Origin of the sequence: Vreelandella vilamensis, from assembly GCF_031451755.1 — a bacterium.
Taxonomy (GTDB): Bacteria; Pseudomonadota; Gammaproteobacteria; order Pseudomonadales; family Halomonadaceae; genus Vreelandella; species Vreelandella vilamensis.
In genome coordinates, this window is sequence record NZ_JARWAN010000035.1 from 1 (window position 1) to 18376 (window position 18376).

At 53.0% G+C, this 18376-nt stretch carries 13 protein-coding genes and 2 pseudogenes; 9 read left to right on the plus strand and 6 right to left on the minus strand.

Annotated features, from left to right (window positions below; all coding sequences use genetic code 11):
- Positions 1-241 precede the first annotated feature (241 nt).
- On the minus strand, positions 242-616 hold the full coding sequence (locus QC823_RS15135; protein ID WP_309657178.1) for a DUF2237 family protein: 375 nt from the start codon (positions 614-616) through the stop codon (positions 242-244).
- A gap of 239 nt (positions 617-855) precedes the next feature.
- Between QC823_RS15135 and QC823_RS15140 the strand changes: the two genes are divergently transcribed.
- From QC823_RS15140 to QC823_RS15160, 5 genes are all read left to right on the plus strand, one after another.
- Complete coding sequence (locus tag QC823_RS15140) at positions 856-3309, plus strand: sensor domain-containing protein (RefSeq protein WP_309657179.1); 2454 nt, start codon at positions 856-858, stop codon at positions 3307-3309.
- A 22-nt stretch (positions 3310-3331) separates the two neighbouring features.
- Positions 3332-5050, plus strand: a complete 1719-nt coding sequence (locus QC823_RS15145; RefSeq protein WP_309657180.1) for a DUF7125 family protein — start codon at positions 3332-3334, stop codon at positions 5048-5050.
- Between the two features lie 2 nt (positions 5051-5052).
- Entirely contained in the window at positions 5053-5361 is a 309-nt protein-coding gene (locus QC823_RS15150) for a circadian clock KaiB family protein (protein ID WP_309657181.1), read from the plus strand.
- A 327-nt stretch (positions 5362-5688) separates the two neighbouring features.
- The gene (locus QC823_RS15155) at positions 5689-9408 is read left to right on the plus strand and encodes a PAS domain S-box protein (protein WP_309657182.1); all 3720 of its coding nucleotides are present in this window, start codon (positions 5689-5691) and stop codon (positions 9406-9408) included.
- A complete protein-coding gene (locus tag QC823_RS15160) occupies positions 9405-10322 on the plus strand; it encodes a diguanylate cyclase (protein WP_309657183.1) in 918 nt (305 codons plus the stop codon). Before QC823_RS15155 ends, QC823_RS15160 begins: the two co-directional genes overlap by 4 nt.
- A gap of 162 nt (positions 10323-10484) precedes the next feature.
- On the opposite strand, the gene QC823_RS15165 is transcribed toward QC823_RS15160, so the two are convergent.
- Both QC823_RS15165 and QC823_RS15170 read right to left on the minus strand, forming a co-directional pair.
- The gene (locus QC823_RS15165) at positions 10485-11858 is read right to left on the minus strand and encodes a methyl-accepting chemotaxis protein (RefSeq protein WP_309657184.1); all 1374 of its coding nucleotides are present in this window, start codon (positions 11856-11858) and stop codon (positions 10485-10487) included.
- Between the two features lie 39 nt (positions 11859-11897).
- Positions 11898-12491, minus strand: coding sequence for a DUF6436 domain-containing protein (locus tag QC823_RS15170; RefSeq protein ID WP_309657190.1), 594 nt, complete (start codon positions 12489-12491; stop codon positions 11898-11900).
- Between the two features lie 626 nt (positions 12492-13117).
- On the opposite strand from QC823_RS15170, the pseudogene QC823_RS15175 reads away from it, so the two are divergent.
- Positions 13118-13264: pseudogene (locus tag QC823_RS15175) on the plus strand (IS110 family transposase); the annotation flags it as partial.
- A 39-nt stretch (positions 13265-13303) separates the two neighbouring features.
- Here the strand turns inward: QC823_RS15175 and QC823_RS15180 are convergent.
- From QC823_RS15180 to QC823_RS15190, 3 genes and pseudogenes are all read right to left on the minus strand, one after another.
- The gene (locus tag QC823_RS15180; RefSeq protein WP_309657185.1) at positions 13304-13444 is read right to left on the minus strand and encodes a hypothetical protein; all 141 of its coding nucleotides are present in this window, start codon (positions 13442-13444) and stop codon (positions 13304-13306) included.
- Positions 13445-13519: 75 nt separating this feature from the next.
- Positions 13520-14392 carry an urea carboxylase-associated family protein gene (locus tag QC823_RS15185; protein WP_309657186.1) on the minus strand — a complete coding sequence of 291 codons (873 nt, stop codon included), beginning with the start codon at positions 14390-14392 and terminating at the stop codon, positions 13520-13522.
- Between the two features lie 59 nt (positions 14393-14451).
- Positions 14452-14935: pseudogene (locus QC823_RS15190) on the minus strand (DNA-3-methyladenine glycosylase family protein).
- A 132-nt stretch (positions 14936-15067) separates the two neighbouring features.
- Between QC823_RS15190 and QC823_RS15195 the strand changes: the two are divergent.
- From QC823_RS15195 to QC823_RS15205, 3 genes are all read left to right on the plus strand, one after another.
- Positions 15068-16414 (plus strand): type II toxin-antitoxin system HipA family toxin, encoded by a 1347-nt coding sequence (locus QC823_RS15195; protein ID WP_309657187.1) that lies wholly within the window; start codon positions 15068-15070, stop codon positions 16412-16414.
- The gene (locus tag QC823_RS15200; RefSeq protein WP_309657188.1) at positions 16411-16731 is read left to right on the plus strand and encodes a helix-turn-helix transcriptional regulator; all 321 of its coding nucleotides are present in this window, start codon (positions 16411-16413) and stop codon (positions 16729-16731) included. Before QC823_RS15195 ends, QC823_RS15200 begins: the two co-directional genes overlap by 4 nt.
- 771 nt (positions 16732-17502) lie before the next feature.
- A partial coding sequence (locus QC823_RS15205; protein ID WP_309657189.1) for an Arm DNA-binding domain-containing protein occupies positions 17503-18376 on the plus strand: 874 nt, incomplete at its 3' end.

The following is an 18376-nucleotide window of genomic DNA, read 5'->3' on the forward strand; positions in this document are numbered from 1 at the left end:
AACCTGCTCCCGGATAAATTGATGAAGAAGCTCCCTGGCTGCTAGCAGAGGATAACTTCTATGGGCGATTTCATCATCCGGGACCAAACACTTAATCAAGAAAAATCCGAGGAATAGGCGAGTTGGCTCAATCCAACTTGGTGACATCCTAAGGGCGTTATTTGTCGTTCACAGAACTCGAAGAGCTTGCAGCCCAGTGACATAGAATTCGTGTGGTTTTTCGATGTTTATAGACAGGTCACTATTTAATTCCATCCAGGGCATGTTGTTGGAGTTGACTCAAGGGAATAGCATCCAATGCCTTTTCGTGAGTTGCGGATAGAATGACCGGCGGTGCCAGCCCGACAACGGCAGCCTCTTTCCAACGGCTGGCACGCAGGCACCATCGGTCGCCAGGTTTAAGGCCTGGAAACCCGAATTCCGGGTGAGGGGTCACCAAGTCATTGCCTTGAGCAAGGGAGAACGCCAGAAACTCCTCGGTCACCATAGCGCATACGGCATGGACCCCATGATCATTAGGGCCTACCCGGCAAAAACCATCGCGGTAAAATCCGGTGACAGGGTCATGGCAGCAAGGGGTTAACGGCTCACCCAACACATTACGATCTCGTGACATCTTATCGACTCCTTAAAAGCAAGGGTGCGGACAGTTTCATGACGCAATAGCTCCGTAGTGACACTTTTTGGGCCTTCCGGCGCGATTCTTTAGAAGTGGTTGTATTGTGCCTAAGCTCTCCAGAATGAGCTATATGATATATAATTCAGTTCCATTTCATATTTTGCATACGTCGCGATTTCTAGTGATCTGGTAGCGTGTTCATGTGTTTGCTAGAGAAGGCTACAGACGGAGCTTAGATGTCAGCACTTCAAGATAGATTATTCCGTCAGGCCATTGATCAGGCATACGGATCTGTACTCATCACAACGGCCGAGTTGGACCTACCAGGCCCCACGATTGTGTATGCCAACGCTGCGTTTTGCGAACAGTCTGGCTATACGCAAGAAGAGCTGATTGGCCAGACACCCCGGATCCTCCAGGGACCCGAGACGGACCGTGCCGTTCTGAATCGTTTGCGCACCGCCTTAGCGCAATCAGGCGCTTTCGATGGGCAGATAATCAATTACCGTAAAAATGGCACGCCCTATCGCGTACGTTGGAGCATCCGCCCCATACGAGACGATCAGCAACGGATCACCCATTACATATCACTGCAAAGCGATATCACGGATATCAGCGTCACTCGCGATGAGTTCACACGCCAAGCTGAACTACTCAAAATGGCCGAGAAAACCATGCGATTCGGCGGTTGGTTCATCGACCTTAAAACGAATCGCGTGGAATGGTCGAATATCGTCGCGGAAATTCACGGTATGCCGCACGGGTTCTCGCCCACGCTCAGTCAAGCGATTGCGTATTATATTCCTGAGCACCGCGAGGAGATTCGTGAGCGGTTCACCGCCTGTGTTGAGCGGGGAATACCTTACGACGAAGAATTACAGATCAGAGCAGCCGATGGAAAACGCGTTTGGGTGCGCACGCTCGGGGAGCCGATACGTGATGGAAGCGAGCGTATTGTGGGTGTACGCGGTGCTTTTCAGGACGTGACGCAGCGTCGTGAACGGGAACAGGAACTCCGTAAGCTGGCCTACATCACGGAGCAAAGCCCAGCCCCTATTACGGTGACGGATCTTTCGGGCCACATTGAGTATGTGAACCGCGCGTTTGAGACAGTATCGGGCTATTCACGCGATGCACTGATCGGCAATACGCCAACAATGATTCAAAGTGGCCAAACCCCGAAGGCTACTTACCGCGATCTTTGGGATACCATTAAAGCAGGAAATGTTTGGTCAGGCGAAATACAAAACCGTCGTCAAGACGGCACTCCTTATTGGGAGCGCGAGTTGATTTCGCCGCTCACCGATGACCTTGGGGAAATGACGCATTTTGTCGCGATCAAACAAGACATCACGGCGATCAAACAAGCTCAGCAGGAACTCAGCCTCCTGGCTTACACGGACCCTTTGACTGGTCTGCACAATCGCAATGGCTTTAGCCGTCAGCTCGAAAGACACCTCGAGGAACACGCATGGAATCCTGAGGGCGCCGTGGTGGCGATGGATATTGCCGGCCTTCGAGACATCAACGACGTGTACGGTTATGACATTGGTGACCGGTTGTTGACTCAATTTGGGCAACGTTTATCAGATATCTCTGAAAATACAGTGTTAGCCGGGCGTATCGGCGGCGACGAATTTATGGCGCTGATTGTTCCGGGGTCTGGTGACTCACTGGACGATTGCCTGGACAGGGTCCTTAAGACGCTTTCCCCTGCGTTTGACTTGAGCGGTTTCGATATCGGCGTAAAGTTTCGCGTTGGCTGCACGCGCCTTGGTGAGAACAAACGCTCCGTAGAGCCCTTATTACGCGAGGCGGAAAGAGCGTTGGCCCTTCATCGTGAGGAGCCCTTGCTGCCCTGGGTTGCCTACAGCGACCGCATCCAGAAGAATACCGATAAACGCTTGGCGATGACGCGCGAATTGCAACAGGCGCTCGCCGAGGATCAGCTGGAGCTCCATTTTCAGCCGAAAGTGGACCTGGCCACCGGCACCCTGATTGCCTGCGAGGCGCTCTTGCGCTGGAATCACCCCAAGAGAGGGCTGGTATCGCCGGGAGAATTCATTCCCATTGCCGAGCAAAGTCAGTTAATCGCGCCGATTGGTGATTGGGTGCTGCGTCGTGCGTGTCAGCACCTGCGGGAGTGGCGAGATGCCGGCCTTGAACCCGTTCGGGTAGCGGTCAACGTGTCGGTGATTCAGTTCCAGGCGAGTGATTTTGCCAGCCGAGTGCGGACCGTTCTGGAACAATCCGATGTTGCACCGGAAGAACTCGCGCTGGAGGTAACCGAAAGCGTCTTTGAGGGAGAATCAGACACTCTGCGCAACCAAATGGACGCATTGCGGGACATGGGCGTTTGGCTGTCGCTGGATGATTTCGGTACCGGTTACTCCTCATTGTTATACCTGAATCGTTACCCCTTTAATGAGATCAAAATTGATCAGGGATTCATATTCAGCTTGCTAAGCGATTCCTTCAGTCAACACATCGTCGAGACGGTAGTGGTGCTGGCCAAAGCGCTGGATGCGGAGATTATCGCAGAGGGAATAGAGTCCGCCGCCATTGCGGATAAGTTGATAGCGATGGGTTGTCGTTTTGGTCAAGGTTTTTTCTATAGTATGCCGCTTGAAGCGGAGGATTTTCGTTGGTTGTTGGAGCAGCGCAGTAAATTGCCACTCACGGCCGTTTAACGCGATCAACAGGATGGTCTCGATGCAGACAGATGAAATGAAAATGCAAAAGCGAAAAACGGGCATCGTCGGTCTGGATAATGTGTCCGAAGGTGGCTTGCCGTCAGGGCAGGCAACGCTTGTGCTCGGGCAGGCCGCGGCCGGCAAAACGGTGCTGAGCCTGCAAATACTGGCCCGAGCCATTGAGCGCGGTGAAGGCGGTGTGTTTGTGACGTTTGAGGAGTCGCCGGCACAGGTAAAACGGGATGCGGCCTCGTTTAGTTGGGGCGAGAAGTTGTTGACATCTGAGCGCTGGCAGTTGATTGACGCCCGTCCTCGCTTTGGTGCTGAAGCCGCGGGTGAGTTTGATATTGAAGGCCTGCTGAGTATTGTCGGAGCCACAATCGCAAAAAACCAGGCGAATTGGGTGGTCTTCGACGGTATCGATCAGCTTCTGCAGTATCAACCGGACCCCAAAATCGCGATTGATCAGGTGCGCCGTATCAATGACTACTGCGAGGACAATGGCTGGACGCTTCTGCTAACCGGCAAGGCCATGGGCGAGAGCATGGCGCCGGCGCACCTGGAAGGTATTGAATTCCTGCTATCCGCGACACTCGTGTTATCGGCGCGAGTTGTCGGGCAGCAATTAAACCGTTCGCTTCGTATCGCCAAGTTTCGGGGCTCCCGGCATATTGCCGATGAACTGCCCGTGGTGATGGACGACGACGGCATTCAGCTTCCCTACCACGAACATCTGCCCACCGCCGAGGTGGTCGCAAGCAACGAACGCATCAGCACTGGCGTTGGCCGGCTGGACAAATTACTGGGTGGCGGCATTTACCGAGGCTCCAGCTTGCTGATTTCGGGTCGCCCGGGAACGGCTAAAAGCACGCTTGCCGGGAGTTTTGCCGAAGCAGCCGCCCGGCGAGGCGAGCGCACGTTGTACGTCAGTTTCGATGAAATCGAAAGCCCCTACGTGCGCAACTTAACCTCGGTTGGGATCAATCTTCGCGACCCTATCGATAACGGCCTGGTGCAATTTGTCGACCTTTCGGCGTTTGCCTTGCGGGTGGCGGAACACTTCCTGACATTGCGCCGTCTGATCGATACCTTCGACCCCCATTGTCTGGTCATCGACCCGGTTTCCGCGCTGCTCAAAGCAAGCGGCACGGAGGGTGCGAACTTGGCAACCGAACATTTGATCGATCTGGTACGCCGTCGGGGTATCACCACCGTGCTCACCTCGTTAAGCGGTGTGAGCGACCCCGAAGGTGAGGTGACCCAGGGCCAGGTGTCAACGTTGGCGGATAGCTGGATTGTCCTCGACTATAACGTGCGGGGTGGCGAGCGAAATCGCTCGCTGTCGATCGTTAAATCCCGCGGTTCCGCCCACTCCAACCAGGAACGAGAGTTATTGCTGTCAGTTGCCGGCGTTGATCTTGCCGATGTCTATGAAAGCGGCTCCGAGGTGTTGATGGGCACGGCACGAGCCACCAAAGTTCGTGACGATGCCGTGGCCGAACGACGCCGGCAACTGGAACGGGAGCAGCGTCGCCTGGATCTTGAAAAACGTATCGCACAGACTGAACAGGAGCGTGACCTTCTGAAGGCCAAGCTGGAACTGGAGAAAATTGAAACCGCAGAAACGGATCGGTTGGAAGACGTTCAACGTGAGGACATTCGACAGCGACGTGATCCGGAGCAGGAAAATTCTGAAGAGCACAGTCGTTTGGATGCGATTCACGACAAGGGAGAGTGACAATGAGCAATCAGCAACCTGCAGAGACACCCATGCCAATGCTCATGCTATTTGTGACAGGCACCGCACCTCGCTCACAACGCGCACGTGCGAATCTTGCCAAAATGCTCGATCAGTTGAATCTCAGTGAGGTGAAACCTTTCGAGGTGGATCTTCTGGAACAACCCGAGCAAGGTATTGAACATGCGATTTTTGCCACGCCGTCACTGTTGAAGTTTGATACAACCGGCGAAGTCTCCGTGCTTTATGGCGATTTGTCCGCCGAGGAGCGTCTTCAAACGTTTTTGTCCGACCTTGACCAACCAGAGTGAGGCAGGGGAGTGCGCAAAGGCCATTAAATGGCAAAGAGTGGTAGTTCACTGGCAATTCTTCAACTGCCCACGCATCATCCGCTTCGCGGATCGGATGGCCGTTATATCGCCACGCCAGGTAAATCCTACAAGCAAGTGCCTTTGTCACAAGTGCAGTATCGGTACCATAACCAAGCGTGCGTGTGGTTCTTGGTTAAGGAGCCTGCGGATACATCGACGCCTTCCTCCCGCGCATTATGGTGTTGGTACCCGAAGCGTCATGAGCCTTCGGCAGGCCCATGACCTGTTAGGCTGTTTGCATCATTACATCACAATCAAGGGGTGAGCATGTGTTCTTCAGCGTCTGAGTCCAAGGGCCCTAACGGGCTGAACCAGCTTCTCGGCGAAGAGGCTCGCGCCTTTTTTGAACTCTACCCAGATGCTGCACTGATCATCGATCCCAATACAGCGCAACTCGTGCAATTTAATCGCCTGGCTCACGAGCAGTTGGGCTATACCTCCAAGGAGTTTGCCCGGCTTCGTATTCAGGACTTTGAAGCGCAAATGGGGCCAGAAGAAATCCAGCAGCGTATCGAGGCTGTCATGGCGTCGGGCCGGGAGGACTTTGATACTCGGCATCGATGCAAGGATGGCAGTCTGGTCGATGTAAAAGTATCGGTAACACTCATGGAGTTAAACGCCGGAACTTACCTGATGGCCGTTTTTCGGGATATCACGGATCAGAAGGAAGCTCAGCGCGCTCTTGAGTATGGTGAAAAGCGTTTTCGCGATGTGGCGGAAGCCTCAGGGGAATATATCTGGGAAATCAGCCCTGAGGGGGTCTACTCCTTCGTCACGCCTGCCGTAGAGCCTCTTCTCGGCCGTCCGGTAAATAAAATTTTGGGGCATTCACCGTCTGAATTCATGCACCCTAAAGAAGCACAACGAGTCAAGGCCCTTTTGGCGCAATGGGCTGCCAATGCTGAGTCCTGGCGTGGGTTAGAGCATACCTCCCTCCAGCCGGATGGAACTCAGGTCACACAGCGCGTCAGTGGCCTGCCGATTCTGGATGATGAAGGTAATCTGACCGGTTTTCGCGGCACAGGTCGGGATATCACGGCTGAAAAAGAGGCTCAAGACAAGCAGGATCAACTCACCAGCCGGCTCAAACTGGCCACCTCCGCCGCCAATCTGGGCATCTGGGATCTGGATTTGGCCACTGGACGCCTGGATTGGGATGAAGGGATGTTGGCCATCTATGGTGTGCAGTCGGACGATTTTGGCCATCGGGTGACTGATTGGGAGAAGGCGCTACTGCCTGACGGGGCTGAAGCAGCCAAAGCGGCTATTACCGAAGGGGCTCGTAAAGGTGGGCGTTACGAATCAGAATTTCAGATAGTTCGCGGCGATGGTGCCATCCGGCATATTCGAGCGGTTGCGCAGGCTACCCAGGATGCGTCAGGTCAACCTCTTCGGGTGGTGGGGGTCAATGAAGACATTACCGACCAGGTTCAGGCGCAAAAAGAATTGGCGGCTCAGGAGGAGAAGTTCCGCGGCCTGTTTGAACTTTCGCCGGTGGGTATGGCGATGAATGATTATGCAACTGGCGAGTTTTTGGAGTTTAACGCGGCGATTAACGAACCGTCAGGCTACACCCCGGAAGAATTCCGCAAGCTGAGCTATTTTGATGTCACCCCTGTTGAATACATGGACGCTGAAAAGCAACAGCTGGTTTCCATGGAGACAACTGGACGCTATGGCCCCTTCGAGAAAGAGTATATCCGCAAGGATGGCACCCGCTATCCGGTCCTGCTCCACGGTTTTAAAACCACAACGCCTGAAGGGCGAGAGGTTATCTGGTCAATTGTCCAGGATATTTCGGAAATCAAGCAGGCGCAGGAAGCGGCAGAGCGCGCCAACCGGGCGAAATCCGAATTTCTGGCCAATATGAGCCACGAAATCCGCACCCCCATGAATGCGGTGATTGGCCTGAGCCAGCTGCTCCTGCAATCCCCGCTGGATGAACGCCAGCAGGACTACCTGAATAAGATCCACACGTCCTCACGGATGCTTCTGGGGATTATTAACGACATTCTAGACTTCTCCAGAATAGAGTCGGGGAAGCTGGAGTTGGAGGCGCGGGGGTTTGCCCTCAGTGAGATTCTTGATCAGGTGTCCACGCTTTTTGCCGGTGAAGCGGCGGAGAAAGGCCTGGAGCTTCTCTTTCATATTGATCCTGACGCACCGCAAGCCCTGACCGGAGATTCGCTAAGGCTGTCACAGATATTAACCAATCTGCTGAGCAATGCCATCAAGTTCACGCCTAAGGGTGGCAGTGTCGAGCTAAAAATCAGGGCGATCAAACAAGAAGAAGGCCAGGCAACGCTGGCGTTTAGCGTGAGTGATAGCGGTATCGGGATCTCTCCCGAAGGGCAGAAAAAACTCTTTCGTGCCTTTGGTCAAGCAGATACGTCGACAACACGTAAATATGGGGGTACCGGGCTGGGGCTTATTATTTCCCGTCGCTTGATTGAAACGATGGGGGGTGAGCTAAGCCTTGACTCTACGCCGGGCCAGGGCAGCCACTTTTACTTTAATTTAACACTGCCACTGAGCCTCGCGTTGCCAACCCGTATCAACTGCCCAGAGACTCAGGGCAACCGTATTTTGATCGTGGATGATCACGAAAGCGCTCGGGTCATTTTGCGCGAGATGCTGAATCACTGCCGTTATGAGACCTGGGAAGCCGCCAGTGGTGAGGCGGCGATTGAGGCTATTCTGGCAGCTGAAAAGCGCAACGAACCGTTTGATTTTATTCTAATGGACTGGAGCATGCCCGGCGGCATGGATGGTGTGCAGACCTGCGAAAAGCTTGTCCAGATGCGAGCGTCAGGGGAGATTCAAAAGACTCACCTGCCGGTTTTAATGATCAGTTCCTATAAGCAGGATGAGATAACCCTGCCAGAGAATCTCGCCCAAACGTTTCTTTCCAAACCGGTGACGGCTTCATCCCTCTATGATGCCCTGGTAGCCGTTGAGCGGGGTAAAGGGGTGGTTCGTCATCGCCAACAGGTGGATACCCCGTCACTGCAGGGCTATAAGATCCTGCTTGTGGAGGACAATGAAATCAACCAAACGGTTGCCACCCACATGCTGGAAAAAACCGGTGCGGCTATTACGGTGGCCGAAGACGGTATCGAGGCAATCGAGGCGTTAACGAAGCTAACACCTGATTTGATTTTAATGGATTTGCAAATGCCGAACATGGACGGTTTTGAAGCGACGTCCAGGATTCGTGAACAGGGCTTCAGGGGGCCGGTCATCGCCTTGTCGGCCGCCGTGATGCAGGATGATAAAGATCGTGCTGCCAGGGCCGGCATGGATGCTCACCTTGGCAAACCGATTAATAGCGAGCTGCTTTACAAAACGCTCACTGATTACCTGGCAGAAAAGGCCCCACAGAGGAACGCTACCACCCAAGACGCTGCCGAGCCGACACGTCTGCCCGCCAGTCTACAGGGTTTTGATTTGACTCAAGGCTTGACGCTTTTTGACAAGGACGAAAGCTTCTATCTGAAAATGCTCATCCGCTTTAAAGAAAAAATCCCCACTGATTACTGGCCGTTGGTAGCGCTACTGCAAGCCGAGGACTGGGAGGCGGCAGGGCGAATGGCTCATACCCTGAAAGGGTCTGCAGGCACCTTAGGCGCCGAAGAGATTGCGCGGTTGGCCACAGAGATTGACGAGCATATCAGGGAAGGCGAGCCGGTTGTTCCAGCCCTGGTGACGGAGATGTCTCAGGCACTCTGTCATGCTGAAACGGTGTTGGGCGAACTGCAGGCTGCTTCATCAAAAAGTGAAGGAAGCGTAGAAGATATTTCAAAATTACACCGCTGCTTAATTCAAAGTGAGTTGGTGGAAGATGAAATTCTGGAAGGGGCCATTGCGTATTTACGATCTCAGGATCTTGACCCTGTCGAACTGGAAGCGTTGGTGACCGAGATGGAATTTGACGCGGCCGTAGAAGCGTTGGATGAGTTGGTCAAAAGAGGAAATATTCAACGATGAAAGCAAATGAAAAAGAGTCGACGATTTTGATCGTGGACGATGAGCCGACCAATGTTCAGGCGCTGGCAAAGTTGCTCAAAAATGACTATCGCATCCAGGTGGCCAACAATGGCGAAAAAGCCTTAGCCATTGCCCGAGGCAGCAAACAACCCGACCTGATTCTGCTTGATATCCAAATGGAAGGGATGGATGGCTATGAAGTCTGCAGGCAGCTTAAGGAAGTCCCCCTGACCAACACCATCCCGGTTATTTTTGTGACAGGTCAGAATACGGTCAGTGATGAGGAAAAAGGGTTTAAGCTAGGCGCGGTGGATTACATCTCCAAGCCTTTTTACCCCACGATCGTGCGCGCACGTGTGGGTACCCATATGAGCCTCAAGCTCAAAACCGACCTACTTGAGCAGATCGCCATGCTCGATGGTCTCACGGGCATTCCCAATCGTCGCTATTTTGATGAACGGTTCCAGAAGGAAGGTCGCCGAGCCCTACGCGATAAACTGCCTTTTTCTGTCATCATGATGGATATTGATCACTTCAAAGGCTTTAACGATAACTATGGTCATGGCGCGGGTGATAACTGCCTACAAAAGGTTGCCCGAGCATTAGCCAATACACTGTTAAGGCCTGCTGACATCATTGCTCGCTATGGTGGTGAAGAGTTTGTGGCGCTGTTGCCCAACACAAATTCAGAAGGCGCTGGCAAGATGGCGGAAGATTTACGCAGCGCCGTGGAAAGCTTGGCTGTGATTAATGAATATTCCAGTGCTGCCAGGGTGGTGACGCTCAGCCTTGGGGTGGCAACTCTGGACACAGATGGCGATGAGACGATGTTATCCGAACTGCTTAAACAAGCGGATGACGCCCTTTATAAAGCGAAAGAAGGGGGGCGCAATCGCTTCGTATTCGCTAAATAGCAGGCTAGCAGGCGAAGCTAAAAACGTTGGTGGCTGTTTGCTACCTTCCTTCTGATCCTATCGGAACATCATGGAAGGTATCACTGATTTTCCTCAACGATAGAAGCCCACCGCAGTGGGCTTCGCGTCAGGTTTTATATGTTAGGCGTAATCACCCAATGATCAAAAATGCGAATCCTCCTCGTCTTGACGAGCCAGGCGTGGTGCGTCAGCAGGTGGTTCTGCTAGCGCCTGATTTTCTCCACTGGTTTGCTTATTCAACGTGCTGGATAAGTTCTCCAGATTGCCTGACATACCGGACAGTTGTTCTGCCAAGTTAGAGGAATTCTGCGCGACTTCCTGAAGCTCGTTATTCGACCTATTAATTTGCTCAATGCCGTCAGATTGCTCCTTCGTGCTCACCGATATGTCCTGAATCAGTTTTGACATACTTTCGATTTCTGGGACGAGTGCCTGTATCCGCTGGCTGGCCCTGTTGGCGATATCAACCGATTCATTGGAGGTGTCGGAAATAGACTCGGCGGCTTGGCGGCTTTCCTGGGCCAATTTTCGAACCTCTTGCGCGACTACGGCAAATCCTCGGCCACTTTCGCCGGCTCTTGCCGCCTCAATTGAAGCGTTAAGTGCCAAGAGATTGGTTTGAAACGCAATATTGTTAATAGTGCCGACCATTTCAGCGACCTTTTGCATGGCTTGGCTGGTTTTTTGAACGTCTTCGCTGCTTTCAGTGGCCTCGCTCAACAAGTTTTGAGCAGTTGAACTCGTCTTTTCGGCGTTGTCTGCATTTTGCGCAACGGCTGCCGCTAACTCTTCCAGCGAAGAGGATGTCTGTTCGATGATGGACGCCTGCTGCGTGGTTGATGACGACAAGTTATCAGACGCGGATGAAACTTCTTGACTCAAATGGGCGACTTGACCTGTAACGCCTGACACCTCGTCGAGAATGTCTTGTTTTTGGTTGTGCAATTGCCCCTTCATGGCTTCGCTTTCATTCAGCGCTGTCCGAGCATCAGCAAACTGAATCGCCATGGAATTGGCAATCAAGATCAAAATGCTGGCCTCGATCAAAAGATACGTTGCGTGTAGGAAAATGATGCCTAACTGCGCCTCGGGAAGCACCCAAACGCCAAGTCCCTGCGCCTGCAAGTACCAAAACGCGAGGTGGTGCAGGACGGCAGTAACGGTCCCGGCGACAATGACACGCCAATCCCGAAAGACAGAGAGAAACGCAAGCAGAGCAAATAACCCAAAATGAAACTCGATCATGCCGTTCATTTGATGGATATGAAGCCCCGTCAACACCATGAAAGCAATGCCGAGATACAGGCGTGTTATAAGCTGTTCACCATGCGAAGTGACCAGATAAACGGCCAGCAGGGCGGTCGGGATACTGACTAGTGCAGCCTCAAGCCAGGTGTTATTGAAATAGGCCAATACAAAACTAACGGCCGTTAGCATGACGACAACGCCAAGTATTTTCTTGCTCGAATTTCGCCACTCGTCGTTAAATACATCAGGATTCAGGGTCTTTAACACGTTGTCCACCTTGGGTGTTTGAGTCTGTTGTGTCAGGTCTTACTGTGGCCAGTCGCAGTAACACCCAAAGCTCGAAATATTCAGCCAGGGCGATACTGAGTCCTTCTCATTTATTTCGTCCAGCATGATTTCCACTGGGGTATCACCATCGGCATTGCATAGGGCACCATCACTAAAAGGCCCTGAATACAGGACGTTGCCTGAGTCATCAATGATAACAGCGGAGGGGCTGCTAATCCCGCTAATGCCTTCAACGGTGATGGCATCGGTGACGTTGGGAAATGTGGACGTCACAGGCGCTAACGTGTCTTTATTGGGGGCGGCAACAACGAACTCGACGCCCGACGGGCCGTAGGTGTCGATGATGTCGTTGACATGATCTTCACTGAAGCGACTGCACGAGCAGGCGGTGTCCCACATAATTACCAGCTGCGTGGATTTCCCCTGCAACGGAATTTGCTCTGATACCTGTTCAGCAACCGCCTGCGAAAATCTCGCAAAGCTATCCGGCTCCTCTGCGAACACCCTTAAATCCTTGAACATGAAAAACCAAAAAACATACACGATTCCCAGTGCCCATGTGCCCACAAGAGCGCTCAGCCATAGCTGTTTTTTCCTGCCTGATAGGTCCATCACGAGAGGCTCCAGGAGCTAATTTCTTGCGTTAATTGATAAAACTTAAAACTAGGTGAGGCATATCGTGAGTTTTGAAAATCTTGATGGCGTGATAGGCGTTAACGAGTCAACTTAAAATGTGCGTATAGAAACTGTTGAGCCTTTCCTCTGGGAGTGTGATGCTCTTGATAATCGCTGCACTGCTAGTTGGGGCGGACGTTTGGATAAGCTGTATCGAGGTTTCAAGAGGTGGACGGTAGCAACTGACGTCGTCGGCCGCTTTCTCTCGATATATCGCTTCCCAGTGGGTTTGGTTGACTATGGCGCGCCTTATCACAGACCAATTTAAATGTCTAAGCTTTTGTAAATAAAAATATATTTTAAAATGATATGGAGAAGATTGTCCGCCATATTGTGAGTTTTTTGAAGCCCTTTTGGAGTGATTGTGGAAGTACTCAAACCATCTTTTCGCCGTGGCAGTAGGGATAACGATAGACAGTCCATAACGGACAAAAGAGCGCGCTATGAGTACACCTCTAGATCCGATTATGAGTGAATTTGAGTCCCAAGAGCAGGTCAATCGCGATAGCCGCTGGATTCGCGATCGTGTGCACACTCGCCTAGCTATTCCTTACCCTAGCATCCCCCATGACAAAAGTAACAAGAGTGACCATATTGATGCTGAAGCAATTTGTGAGGCGATGAGCCTTCCCAATATGCGATTTGTCACTCTCAATACCGTTGAGCAGCAGGATATTGAGGCACTGCGCTGTGTTCGAGAGGAGCTTGTTGCTTATCCGGGAAGCCAGATCCAAGCGTAGGCGCGTCGACTAGAAGTCATCATCAATGGGCTCTTGGGGCTGACGGTGAACCCGCTTGGGGAGCAATGTCAGCCGCTCCCGCTGGGTCGCCTGTTCGCGGCTTAGTGTGTCCGTATCATCGGTGAACAGCGCCGCGGCTTCAAAGAACACCCGCGAAGAGATTGTCCAGGCGATCGAGGATTATCAGAACGAACGATTTGGCGGCCTCAATGCCAGCTGATGTCGTCAGCAGCACTGTCTGCGCTTGGCGCTCCAATCTTCTGCCGGCGGACGCAGACCGTGGTTGCCGCGATAGTTGGAGGGTGTCGGTGGTGACCAGCCCTCCAAAATGTCGTCGTCGAGGGCATAGATCTCGATGCCGATGGGGTGGCAGGTGGCCAGTAGATCGTCATCGGTGGCATCGCTGCCCCACAAATCAACCGATAGATCCCCGCCTGGGCAGCAGGAGAGCGCGCAGAGCAAGTCAATCTCGGCAAACAGCTCCAGATAGTCACCTTCGCGTGCTGGGCACGCCTTCATGAAGTACTGGTCCTGTTCATTGAGGCCGGTGCATTGAAAGACGTTGAGCACATCGTGAACATCAAATTCGCTGAGTCCGAAAGGTGCTATGGCACGGGTCAGGTTGGAGTGACAGTGGAAGTCAAAATCGTCACCGGTCAGCAGATGGTTCACGTAGGGATCGCAGCGCGTGCCTAATAAATCGTGAACCCGACCCCCGTCTTCGTCGACACCGTAATCTTCCAAAGTGTCGGCAGTGATGGTCGCCATCGGACGGAGGTAGGGCAGAGTCGACCATAGACGATCGTGAACGCTGACGTGGGCGCGCTGCAGTTGGCGGGTGCGCGAAGCCCAGAAACGCTCCCTCGGGTTGTGCAGGGACCACAGATTGAAATCGCCCACCTGGGGGCCTTGGCGAGTACAGATGCGCATCACGTGGCCGGCGGGTACCTTCCAGGCGCGTGCGTCGCGAATCGGTACTTCTATTGTTTCTACACGTCTGCGCTGGCCTGTGGCGTCGGCAATCCGGTTGTAGAAAGTACGATCGACGAAAAGCGGCGAACCGGGTTTGGCGCGGTAGGCAGGGGCGAGATTGGCCATGGTGGATTACTCCTTAAAAAGCGGTATTGAGTCGATGACGTGCCCCGATGAGGCATTTGTTACAAGGGTTCAACGCGATAGCAGTGCCACAAGAATAGCGACCCCACCATGCGCCATGGCGACTAGTGCTCTACCCACTGACGCGCCTGCTTGGGTGTGGGGTTGTCGACCATACCTTTAAGGCGGCCAAGCGTCACCCGCAGGGCAAGATCATCAGCGGGAAAGATATCCGGGCGCTTAAGCGAGCCCCTTGGCGTACTCGATCTTGCGCTAGGAGAGCCCAGCATCGCGCAGCGCCTCGATCACCGCTTTGGCGTGCAGTTCGGGCAGCAGCGTGTGCAAACGTCCCATGATGGCGCGGGCGGCCTCGGTGGAAAGTTGCTGGCTGACGATGGTACTGAAAAACGTCGCGAAACCCTGATCGCGCTGGCGTGGTTCAGGCGCACCCACCAGAGGATAAGCACGGGCGATATTCGGGTCGGCCTCAGCGAGTGCCGCCATGCCCTGCTCAATCGTTTTAAAAGATGCATCATCTATTGTCATGATCGCCTCTCAGTAAAATGAGTATTCAACTGCTCATAAATTGAGTTTCTATATTTTATTGAGCATTAAAGTGCGCATTAATGGGTATTGAGCTACACTCTTGAACATTAAATTGCTCAATAAAGGTGACCCATGTCGCTGACAGTGCAAGTCTTTCATCATGGCCAGTGGCACGATGCCGCCGAGTTAGAGATTAAGTCCCCTGAAAAGGGTCGCAAGGGACCTGCTCGTTTGGGTTATATCACCGATTATGCCCTTGAATGGCTGGATCGCGATGATGAACATGCTTGTAGCCTGCGTTTGCCGATTGAGTTAATGAATACCGATCGATCGCCACATTGGTTCGCGTTTTTAGACGATATCATGCCTTCAGGATCGAGCCGGCATTATTGGATAACTCAGTTGGGAATCTCAACGCTAAGCGAAGCGGAACAAGATTACGCCCTGTTGGCCAAAGGAACGATTGCGCCGGTTGGCAATTTACGTATTAAACAGGCTTTTCCCGAGCGCCCAGAAGGGAGTACGCTGGAGCAGCAGCGCTTTGACTTACATGATGTTGTGGATCGCGACAGTGATTTTCTTGCCTACGCGCAGCAGATGGGAGCCGCCGGGGGTGGTGCGACCGGCGCTGGCGGTGAAGCACCCAAGCTATTTCTGCGCTGTACACCAGATGACCAGGTCTGGATCGATACCTATCAGGATGATCCGCGCAATCAAGACCATCATTATCTGGTGAAATTTCCGCGTGGCCAGCGTAATGAGCTTGATAACGACATTCTGCGCGCTGAGTACCACTTCTATCATGAGCTAGCGTCGCTGGGCATAACGACCATCGATACCCAGGCGATGCGGTTATTCGAAGGCGAGCGTTATCCATCGCTTTGGCTGCCTCGCTTTGATGTTGATTTCCACGCGGGTGAGCGTACGTTGTTCGGACTGGAATCGGTTTATTCGGTGATGGATCGAGAGCCGGGAAGTTTCCTAAACCATTTTGCCACCCTAGAGGCCCTGGTCGCCCAGTTGCGACAGCAATATCGCGTTCGCGAAGCGGGAGGTCATTTTGACGTGGCAGGTTTTGTGAGCGAGCGGGTTAAACGTGATTTGTTAAATGTTGCGTTTGCCAACAGCGATAACCATGGTCGCAATACGGCGCTGCTGAAAACACCCCAGGGAATCTGGCTGGCGCTGGTGTATGATTTTGCGCCCATGAAAGCTGACCCAGAAGGCATCATTCGTACCACCACCTGGGGGGCACCGTTTGAAGAGGGGCGCGAGTTTAACTGGGCAGCCATTGCTGAAAACTTAAATGCCTATATGCCACCCGAGCAGCTGATGGCAGAGCTAAAAGCGCTGGGTAATCGGTTAGTCGGATTAAAAGAGCGGCTTGCTGAACGAGGGGTGCCGGAAACGGTGTTAGCGTCGAAAGCGGTGGGGTTTGATTATTTGGACGATAAGTTGCAGCGCTGGGGACTGATATGAAGCGTAAAGAACTTTCTAGCGTTGAGCGCGAGGCACTGCTTGTTAAGTTACTGATCCAGCTATTGCGCGAGGAAATTACCCCAGGGAAGGTGTTGCGCCAACTACGACGCGACGTGCTGGGGATGTCACAGACGCAGTATGCCGAGCTGGTGGGCATCAGTCGTCGCTCCTTGTCCGATTTAGAAGCCGATAAGGCAAGCCCTACCCAAGCGTTGCTCAACCAGGTATTTCGCCCGCTAGGTTTGCAAACGGGGTTAGTGCCGCGTAATCGTAAATTGCGCGAGCGCTTACTGTCAGTCGAAGCCCCGAATGCTTGAACGTTAAACACCTCATCGTAAGCGTTGCCAGTACGGACCAACCGTAGAGTTCGCCCGCTAAACAGGCTGTCGTCGTGGATCAGGCAAGCATCGCGCCACTGCTCTGCGGCTTCCAGCAGTGCGGTGATATCGCGGTCGAAGTGATAACGGCTCATGCTAAGGCATCCTTGTCGTTTGCGAATTGGCTGGTTAAGGCATCAAACGCCTCCAGCACCCGGCGCTGGGTGCGGTATTCACCGAATTCGTTAAGTTCCTTTGTCTCCCTACTTGTGAGCGTGTTGCTGCGACTGACCGCCGACTTTGTGTGACTGACTGTGCCTAGCATCGGATCTTAGCACCCTAAGTCTACCAGGGGGGGGAGGGCCGGGTTGTATTAGGTATTGGTGAGGTGGTGGGATTGGCTGGGCCAGCCGAAGGCTCGGTAGTGACTAGGCTAAGTAATGGTAGGGTAGATTGCTGGACGTTGCTGGTTGTTGCTCTCGTATGGAACCCATGGAAGCTATAATGAAAAAACCGCCGCTCGGCATGATCCGTAAGCGGCGGTTTTTATTGTGTATTCTGGTCGGAGCGACAGGATTCGAACCTGCGACCTTTGCAACCCCGTTCCATTAACGCTATATACTAGTAGAAGCAAGCATCAACAAGAATAAAAGAAAAATTAAATAAAAACAATATCATAAAGGATTTATCGATGTTGCTGATTGTCGGTCTTTTGTCCCTGCTTTATCCTGATCTTGCTACCAAATTGCTACCAAAAAACGGGGCGTCAGGATGACTGATAAACAGAAGTTGACCGCTGCTGTACTCAAGCAGCTTGCCGTTGACCTATCGCCTGGCACCAAGGTGTGGGATTCCGACTTGGCTGGTTATCACGTCCTTGCTGGTAAGCGCGGCCTCGCCTTCCGCCTTTATTACCGAACGAAGACCGGAAAACAGCGAGTCCTGACCCTTGGGCAGTATGGAATCCTCACAGCACATCAGGCGCGAACGAATGCCGTTGAGGCCCTGGCCATTGTCGCTCAAGGGGGTGATCCAAGAGCCGTTCTTGAGGAGGCCCGCGCTGAAGCCCAGCGCCAGCAGCAATCCCTTCGGGCTTACCTTGAGGGCCCCTATACTGCTTTCCAGAATCGGCGTAAGGACGGAAAAGGGACTCTTCGGCGCATCGAGAAAGACTTCTCCGACTGGTTGGATAAGCCTATGGGTAGCTTGAGCCGTTCCGACGTGGAACGGTGGCAGGCCAAGGAGGAAGCTGCCGAGAAGCCGCGGGCTTTCCAGACGCTCAAGCGTTCCTATGATGCACTTCAAGCTCTGCTAACCCATGCGGCTGAGCGTAATATTATTCCTGTCCACCCCCTTAAAGGCGTTAAGCTCCAAAAACCGGCATTGACCGGGGAGGAGCTAGCAGAGCAAGGAGCGGAACGGCGATTCCTCGAACCGGAAGAGGTGAAGGCACTATTTGCCGGCTTGGAGGCGTATCAAGAAGAGAAGAGAGTGCAACGACGCAGCAGCCGTGTCCACGGGAAAGTCTATCTTCCCGATCTAGATCACGTCGCTTACGTGGATCACGTCAAACCGTGGATTCTGACGATGTTCTACACCGGATTTCGCCCTGGTGACTTGTTTGGGCTCCAATGGGAACACGTTC

Coding starts and splice junctions, on each gene's coding strand:
- QC823_RS15200 (WP_309657188.1), top strand. CDS start 16,411: ATGAAGCGTAAAGAACTTTCTAGCGTTGAGCGCGAGGCACTGCTTGTT.
- QC823_RS15195 (WP_309657187.1), top strand. CDS start 15,068: ATGTCGCTGACAGTGCAAGTCTTTCATCATGGCCAGTGGCACGATGCC.
- QC823_RS15140 (WP_309657179.1), top strand. CDS start 856: ATGTCAGCACTTCAAGATAGATTATTCCGTCAGGCCATTGATCAGGCA.
- QC823_RS15185 (WP_309657186.1), bottom strand. CDS start 14,392: ATGGCCAATCTCGCCCCTGCCTACCGCGCCAAACCCGGTTCGCCGCTT.
- QC823_RS15150 (WP_309657181.1), top strand. CDS start 5,053: ATGAGCAATCAGCAACCTGCAGAGACACCCATGCCAATGCTCATGCTA.
- QC823_RS15155 (WP_309657182.1), top strand. CDS start 5,689: ATGTGTTCTTCAGCGTCTGAGTCCAAGGGCCCTAACGGGCTGAACCAG.
- QC823_RS15145 (WP_309657180.1), top strand. CDS start 3,332: ATGCAGACAGATGAAATGAAAATGCAAAAGCGAAAAACGGGCATCGTC.
- QC823_RS15170 (WP_309657190.1), bottom strand. CDS start 12,491: ATGGACCTATCAGGCAGGAAAAAACAGCTATGGCTGAGCGCTCTTGTG.
- QC823_RS15135 (WP_309657178.1), bottom strand. CDS start 616: ATGTCACGAGATCGTAATGTGTTGGGTGAGCCGTTAACCCCTTGCTGC.
- QC823_RS15160 (WP_309657183.1), top strand. CDS start 9,405: ATGAAAGCAAATGAAAAAGAGTCGACGATTTTGATCGTGGACGATGAG.